The sequence below is a fragment of the uncultured Microbacterium sp. genome (genome assembly GCF_913776565.1).
In the GTDB taxonomy this organism is placed as follows: domain Bacteria; phylum Actinomycetota; class Actinomycetes; order Actinomycetales; family Microbacteriaceae; genus Microbacterium.
On record NZ_CAJYPF010000212.1, the window covers coordinates 1 to 5,583 of the forward strand.

At 71.7% G+C, this 5,583-nt stretch carries 9 protein-coding genes; 6 read left to right on the forward strand and 3 right to left on the reverse strand.

What is annotated here, in order from left to right:
- From QZ433_RS12040 to QZ433_RS12050, 3 genes are all read left to right on the forward strand, one after another.
- Positions 1 to 299, forward strand: a 299-nt coding sequence (locus QZ433_RS12040; RefSeq protein WP_295783762.1) for a helix-turn-helix domain-containing protein, incomplete at its 5' end; no start/stop codon positions are given.
- A gap of 77 nt (positions 300 to 376) precedes the next feature.
- Positions 377 to 1,366 carry a DNA-3-methyladenine glycosylase 2 family protein gene (locus tag QZ433_RS12045; protein WP_295783765.1) on the forward strand — a complete coding sequence of 330 codons (990 nt, stop codon included), beginning with the start codon at positions 377 to 379 and terminating at the stop codon, positions 1,364 to 1,366.
- Positions 1,367 to 1,413: 47 nt separating this feature from the next.
- Positions 1,414 to 1,827: a VOC family protein gene (locus tag QZ433_RS12050; protein WP_295783767.1), complete on the forward strand. Its 414-nt coding sequence runs from the start codon at positions 1,414 to 1,416 to the stop codon at positions 1,825 to 1,827.
- Between the two features lie 17 nt (positions 1,828 to 1,844).
- On the opposite strand, the gene QZ433_RS12055 is transcribed toward QZ433_RS12050, so the two are convergent.
- Entirely contained in the window at positions 1,845 to 2,306 is a 462-nt protein-coding gene (locus tag QZ433_RS12055; protein ID WP_295783769.1) for a GNAT family N-acetyltransferase, read from the reverse strand.
- A 60-nt stretch (positions 2,307 to 2,366) separates the two neighbouring features.
- Between QZ433_RS12055 and QZ433_RS12060 the strand changes: the two genes are divergently transcribed.
- Positions 2,367 to 2,657, forward strand: a complete 291-nt coding sequence (locus tag QZ433_RS12060; protein WP_295783772.1) for a DUF4287 domain-containing protein — start codon at positions 2,367 to 2,369, stop codon at positions 2,655 to 2,657.
- On the opposite strand, the gene QZ433_RS12065 is transcribed toward QZ433_RS12060, so the two are convergent.
- Positions 2,654 to 3,268, reverse strand: coding sequence for a MerR family transcriptional regulator (locus QZ433_RS12065; protein WP_295783774.1), 615 nt, complete (start codon positions 3,266 to 3,268; stop codon positions 2,654 to 2,656). The genes QZ433_RS12060 and QZ433_RS12065 overlap by 4 nt on opposite strands.
- Positions 3,269 to 3,337: 69 nt before the next feature.
- Between QZ433_RS12065 and QZ433_RS12070 the strand changes: the two genes are divergently transcribed.
- Complete coding sequence (locus tag QZ433_RS12070) at positions 3,338 to 3,850, forward strand: DUF4188 domain-containing protein (protein WP_295783777.1); 513 nt, start codon at positions 3,338 to 3,340, stop codon at positions 3,848 to 3,850.
- Positions 3,851 to 3,866: 16 nt separating this feature from the next.
- Complete coding sequence (locus QZ433_RS12075) at positions 3,867 to 4,727, forward strand: sulfurtransferase (protein WP_295783780.1); 861 nt, start codon at positions 3,867 to 3,869, stop codon at positions 4,725 to 4,727.
- A 120-nt stretch (positions 4,728 to 4,847) separates the two neighbouring features.
- On the opposite strand, the gene QZ433_RS12080 is transcribed toward QZ433_RS12075, so the two are convergent.
- Positions 4,848 to 5,583 (reverse strand): NAD(P)/FAD-dependent oxidoreductase (locus QZ433_RS12080; RefSeq protein ID WP_295783783.1); only part of this gene is annotated, 736 nt, incomplete at its 5' end.

Here is a 5,583-nt window from a genome sequence, read left to right on the forward strand (position 1 = left end):
TCGACGGGGAGTCCGCCGCGTTCACCTTCAAGGAGTTCGAGCTGCTGCAGTACCTCGTGCTGCGCGAGGGCCGCACGATCGAGCGCACCGAGCTCGTCGCCTCCCTGTGGGAGGGTGCGACCGACGACGAGGCTCCCGGCGAGCGCACGATCGACGTGCACGTGCGTCGTCTGCGCGCCAAGCTCGGGGTGTACGAGGACATCGTCCGCACCGTGCGCGGCGTGGGCTACCGCTTCGACCGTCACGCCGACGTCTCGATCCGCTACGGCCACGGCACGCCCTCGCCCGACCGGTTCTGAGCGGTTTCCGCGCCGGCGGATCAGGCGTCGTCCGATCCGGATGCCGTGATGTCGGTGGGTCGACGTAAGGTGTCGGCATGAGGTCGACCGGGGTGCGCACGCGGCAGACGTCGCGCGACCTCCGCGCCCCCGTCGATCGGCCGCTCGAGAGCGAGTACCGCCCCCGCGTGCCCACCGACGTCGGTCGCGCGATCGCCGCTCAGCGGCACGGGGCGAACGACCCGACGTATCACGCATCGACGCCCCTCTCATCCGGCGGGATCGTGTGGCGGGTGAGCCGCACCCCGCTCGGGGTCGCCACGCTCGCTCTGCGTCGGAGCATCGACGGAACCGTGCGCGCAGCCGCCTGGGGCCCCGGTGCCGAGTGGGCGCTCGCGCAGGTCCCCGCGCTGTGCGGCGCCCACGACGACCCCGAGGGGTTCGACGCGTCGCGGCATGCCTCCGTCGCCGAATGGCACCGCCGTCATCCCGACCTGCGGATCGGCCGCACCGATCTGGTGTTCGACGCCCTGGTCAGCGCGATCATGGAGCAGAAGGTCACGAGCATGCAGGCCTTCTCGGTGTGGCGCAGCATCGTCACCTGGTACGGCGAGCGCGCACCCGGTCCCACACCGCGTCCGATGTTCGCCCCGCCGAGCATCGACGGATGGCGCCACGTTCCGTCCTGGGCGTGGCACCGAGCGGGCTTGGAGCCGCCCCAGTCACGCACGATCGTCGAGACCGCGCGCCGCGGCGAGAGCGTCGTGCGCGCCGCCGAGGCCGCCCTCGACGGCGAGGCCCGCGACCGGGTCTTCATCAGCCTGCGCGGGGTGGGCATCTGGACGAGCGCCGAGACGCGCATCCGCGCTTTCGGAGACCCGGATGCCGTCAGCGTCGGCGACTATCACCTCGCTCATCAGGTGGGTTTCGCCCTGACCGGCCACCGCACCGATGACGACGGCATGCTCGAACTGCTCGAACCCTTCGCCGGCCACCGGCAGCGTGTCATCCGTCTGATCTATGCGGGCTCGGCGCTCGAGCCCCGCCGCGGCCCTCGCCTGCACCCCGAGGACCATCGCGATCGCTGACGCGCGGGGGTGATGACATCCCCGCTCGGCGGGTGCACACTGCTGGCATGACCACGGCACTCGTGACGTATCTGCAGTTCCGTTCCTCGACGCGCGAGGCGATGGAGTTCTATCATTCGGTGTTCGGCGGCGACCTGGACATCGCCACGTTCGACGACTTCGGGATGCCGGTGGGCGAGGGCGAGGGGGGCCTCGTCATGCACGCGCGTTTGCGCACCGCGCGCGGGTTTGTCCTGATGGCGTCGGACACGCCCGCGGCCATGGACCTGGTGCCGGCGGGCGGTTTCTCGCTCGCCATCACCGGCGACGAGGAAGCGGAGCTGCGCGGCTGGTTCGAGGCGCTCGGCGAGGGCGGTCGGATCGAGATGCCGGTGGGCGTTCCACCGTGGGGCGGGTTGTACGGCACGCTCGTCGATCGGTTCGGGGTGGCCTGGATGGTGGCCGTCGGCGAAGCCGAGTGACACGCGGGCCGGGTCTCTCAGCGCGTGCGCCCGGGTGCCTCGCGCCGCATCGGCACGTGCGGGATGCCGTCCTCGGCGAATGCATCACCCGACACGACGAACCCGAACCGCCCGTACCACTCGGCCAGATGCTGCTGCGCGTAGAGAAGGATCGGCAGGCCGGGGGCGTCGGCATCCAGGTGCGAGACGGCGGACCGCATGAGGTCGGCGGCGATCCCGCGTCCTCGAGCCGCAGCTGCCGTGGCGACGCGGCCGATGCGCGTGTTGTCGCGCTCGCGCAGAACCCGCAGCGTGGCCAGGACGTCATCGCCCTCGGCTGCCCACATCAGCTCGGCGTGGGGTTCGACGTCGCGCCCGTCGATCTCGGGGTAGGCGGCCTGCTGCTCCACGACGAACACGGTGACGCGCAGCCACAGGATGCGGTAGAGCGTGAGCGGAGGGATGCCGGCGACGGGCGCACGATGGACGGTGACGGTCACCCCTCGACGCTACCGTGCGGGCCGTGGCGCGATGCCGGCGCCCTGCGCTACCGTCGGCCCATGTCGTTCCAGTCGTACCTCGACAACATCGAGACGAAGACGGGGCTCACCCCCCGGCAGTTCGTCGCCCTCGCCGCCGAACGGGGATTCGGTCCCGGCACGAAGGCGACCCCCATCCTCGAGTGGCTGAAGACCGACTACGACCTCGGACGCGGTCACGGCATGGCACTCGTGCACGTGATCACGAAGGGTCCGAGGATCTCGGACGCCCACGTCGGTCGCGGGGGTGCCCACGGCGACGCCAGCGACGAGCTCTGGCTGGACGGCGCGGCGTCGAATCCGAATCGCTAGGCGGGTGGGGGCCCGAATCGACGCGAGGCGGCGACCTGTTCACCGACGCGTCGCAGCGCCAGGATGAGCGGTTCGACCAGGGCTGTGCCGAGCACGACGTAGCGTACGGCGTCCTCGATCGAGGTCTGCGGGGTGGCCGCGAGCTCCGCCTCTGCGAGCGCGCCGAGATGTTCGACGTAGGCGTCCATCACGTCGTCGGGGACGCGGAAGCCGGCACGGTCGAGGGCGGCGAGGGCGTGCGCGACGGCGGCGATCTGGTCGGGCGCGCACGCGCCGGGGGCTCCCCCCATCCGTTCGAGGATCGCGTGGGCGGCGGTGAGGTCGATGTCGGCCGAGACCTCGGGGGTGACGGCCGCATTGGCGGCGCCCAGCAGGTCGTAGGGGTTCTCGGGCGGCTCCTCGAGGACGCCGACGACCTTGCGCACCCCGGCGATGCCGACGCCCGCGTCGACGAGCGCCCGGATGACGCCCAGGCGTTGCACGTGCGCCTCGGTGTAGGCGGCCTGGGTGGGCGAGGAACGCTGGCCCTCGGGGAGGAGCTTCTCGCGCAGGTAGTACTTGATGGTGGCGACGGGGACGCCGCTGCGCGTGGACAGTTCCGAGATCCGCACGTCTCCCCCTTGACTCGATAGCGATACTATCCAACATTGGATAGTGTCACTATCGAGAAAGGACATGCCATGGCATCCCTCATTCCGGGTCGTATGACCCACCGCTGGAACGGCGAACTCGTCGTGTTCCACATCGGCATGACCGTCAACCAGTGGTGGCGTCCCGACCTCTGGATGCCGGTCTTCGGCGACATGCCCAAGATGCTGCGCGAGCTGAGCATCGACCCCGACTCCGGTCTGCTCGGCTACACGATGCTCGTCGGGGCGCGCGGGCCGCATCTCGTGCAGTACTGGTCCTCGCTCGACAAGCTGTACGCCTACGCCGCCGCTCCCGACCAGGAGCACCGTCCCGCCTGGACGCGCTTCAACCGTCGCGCCCGCACCGCGCCGAACGCGGTCGGCATCTGGCACGAGACGTACCTGGTCGACCGCGCCGAGTCGATCTACGTCGGCACCCCGGCCATGGGCCTGCCCCGCGCCACCGAGATCGTCCCGATCCCCGCACGGCACGATCGCGCCCGCGCCCGGGTCGCCGACGGCGCCACCCGAGCCGGCGAGCCCGGTCGTCCGACGGTCGAGTGACGGCCAGACTGGGAACATGACCGAGATCCTCGTCTCCGCCGCCGTCCTGCGCACCGCCCTCGACGCCGGGACCTTCGCCGACGGCGGGCCCGTCCGCGTGCTCGACGTGCGGTGGCGGCTGGACCGCCCCGACGGACGGCCCGCGTACCGCGCGGGACACATCCCCGGCGCGCAGTACGTCGATCTCGACCACGACCTCGCCGCTCACGGCGCACCGACCGAGGGACGGCATCCCCTCCCCCCGATCGAGACGCTGCAGGACGCCGCCCGACGCTGGGGAATCGACCCCGCGGACACCGTCGTCGTCTACGACGACCTGAACAACCTCTCGAGCGCCCGGGCCTGGTGGCTGCTGCGTCATGCCGGGCTCGCCGACGTCCGGCTGCTCGATGGCTCGCTGCGGGCATGGACCGACGCGGGATTCGCCCTCGAGCACGGGGATGCCGAGACCCCCGCGCCCGGATCGGTCGAGCTCACCTACGGGTCGCTGCCCGCGCTCGAACTCGACGCCGTCGCGGGGTTCGCCGCGTCGGGACTGCTGCTCGACGCCCGCGCGGGCGAGCGCTACCGCGGCGAGGTCGAACCCATCGACCCGCGCGCCGGTCACATCCCCGGCGCGGTGAGCGCCCCGACCACCGAGAACGTGGGCGAAGACGGTCGCTTCCGCTCACCCGACGACCTGCGCGCGCGCTTCCGTCTGCTCGGGGCCGAGGACGGGATGGACGTCGGCGTCTACTGCGGCTCGGGCGTGACCGCCGCGCATCAGGCGGTCGCGCTCACCCTCGCCGGCTTCCGGCCGCGCGTCTTCGCGGGATCGTGGAGTCAGTGGTCGAACCACCCGGATCTTCCCGTGGCGACCGGACCCGACCCGCGCTGACGCGGAACTCGCCGACGCCGTCGGCACCCCGCGGGCCAGAGCCCGTCGAGCTCACGATCCCATCGAGAGGCTCAGAGACCTCCCGCGGCGCAGGTCCGGGGGACGTCCCCCGGCACGGGCTCAGGTCCAGAGGTCGCTGACCGGGATCTCGCGACCCAGCACGTTCTGCGCGGCCCGATGGCCCGACAGCATCGCCCCCGGGACCGTTGCGGGGTCGTCTCCCCAGGTCGCCTCACCGGCGACGTGCAGCACGCCGTCGATCGGCTCGGCGAGATCGTCGTGGTCGGCACCGACCGACCCGGGCAGCATGTACGCGTAGGACCCGCGCGAGAACGGATCGTCCTGCCACCGCGTCACGAGAGCGCTCGTGGGGGCGGGAACCGCGTCGCCGTACAGCCGGCGCAGTTGCGCCAGGGTGGATGCCACGATGTCGTCGTCGCTCCACGTGCGCGTGGCCACGGCCGCCGGTCCCGCGGCGAAGGTCAACAGCGCCGGCTCGTCGTGCAGGCGGCCGAGGTCGTACCAGGAATGCCACCACTCGCCCTCGTCGCCGAGCTGGCGGATGCCGTAGACCCCGGCATCCCAGAATCGTTCCTCGAAGCGCAGCACGACCTTCTCGAACGCATTCATGCGCAACAGGCTCAACGCCCGGCGGTGCGTCTCGGGCAAATCGGGTTCGAAGACGACATCGCCGGCGTGCAGGACGCCGACGGGGACCGTGACCACCGCGTCGGCGGCGACGAAGACCCCCCGGTCGGTGTCGACCTCGACGCCGACCGAGGTCCGACGCACCCGGGTGACCCGGTGCTCACGCCGCACGTCGAGGCCCTCGGCGAAGCGGGTCGCGAGCTCGTCG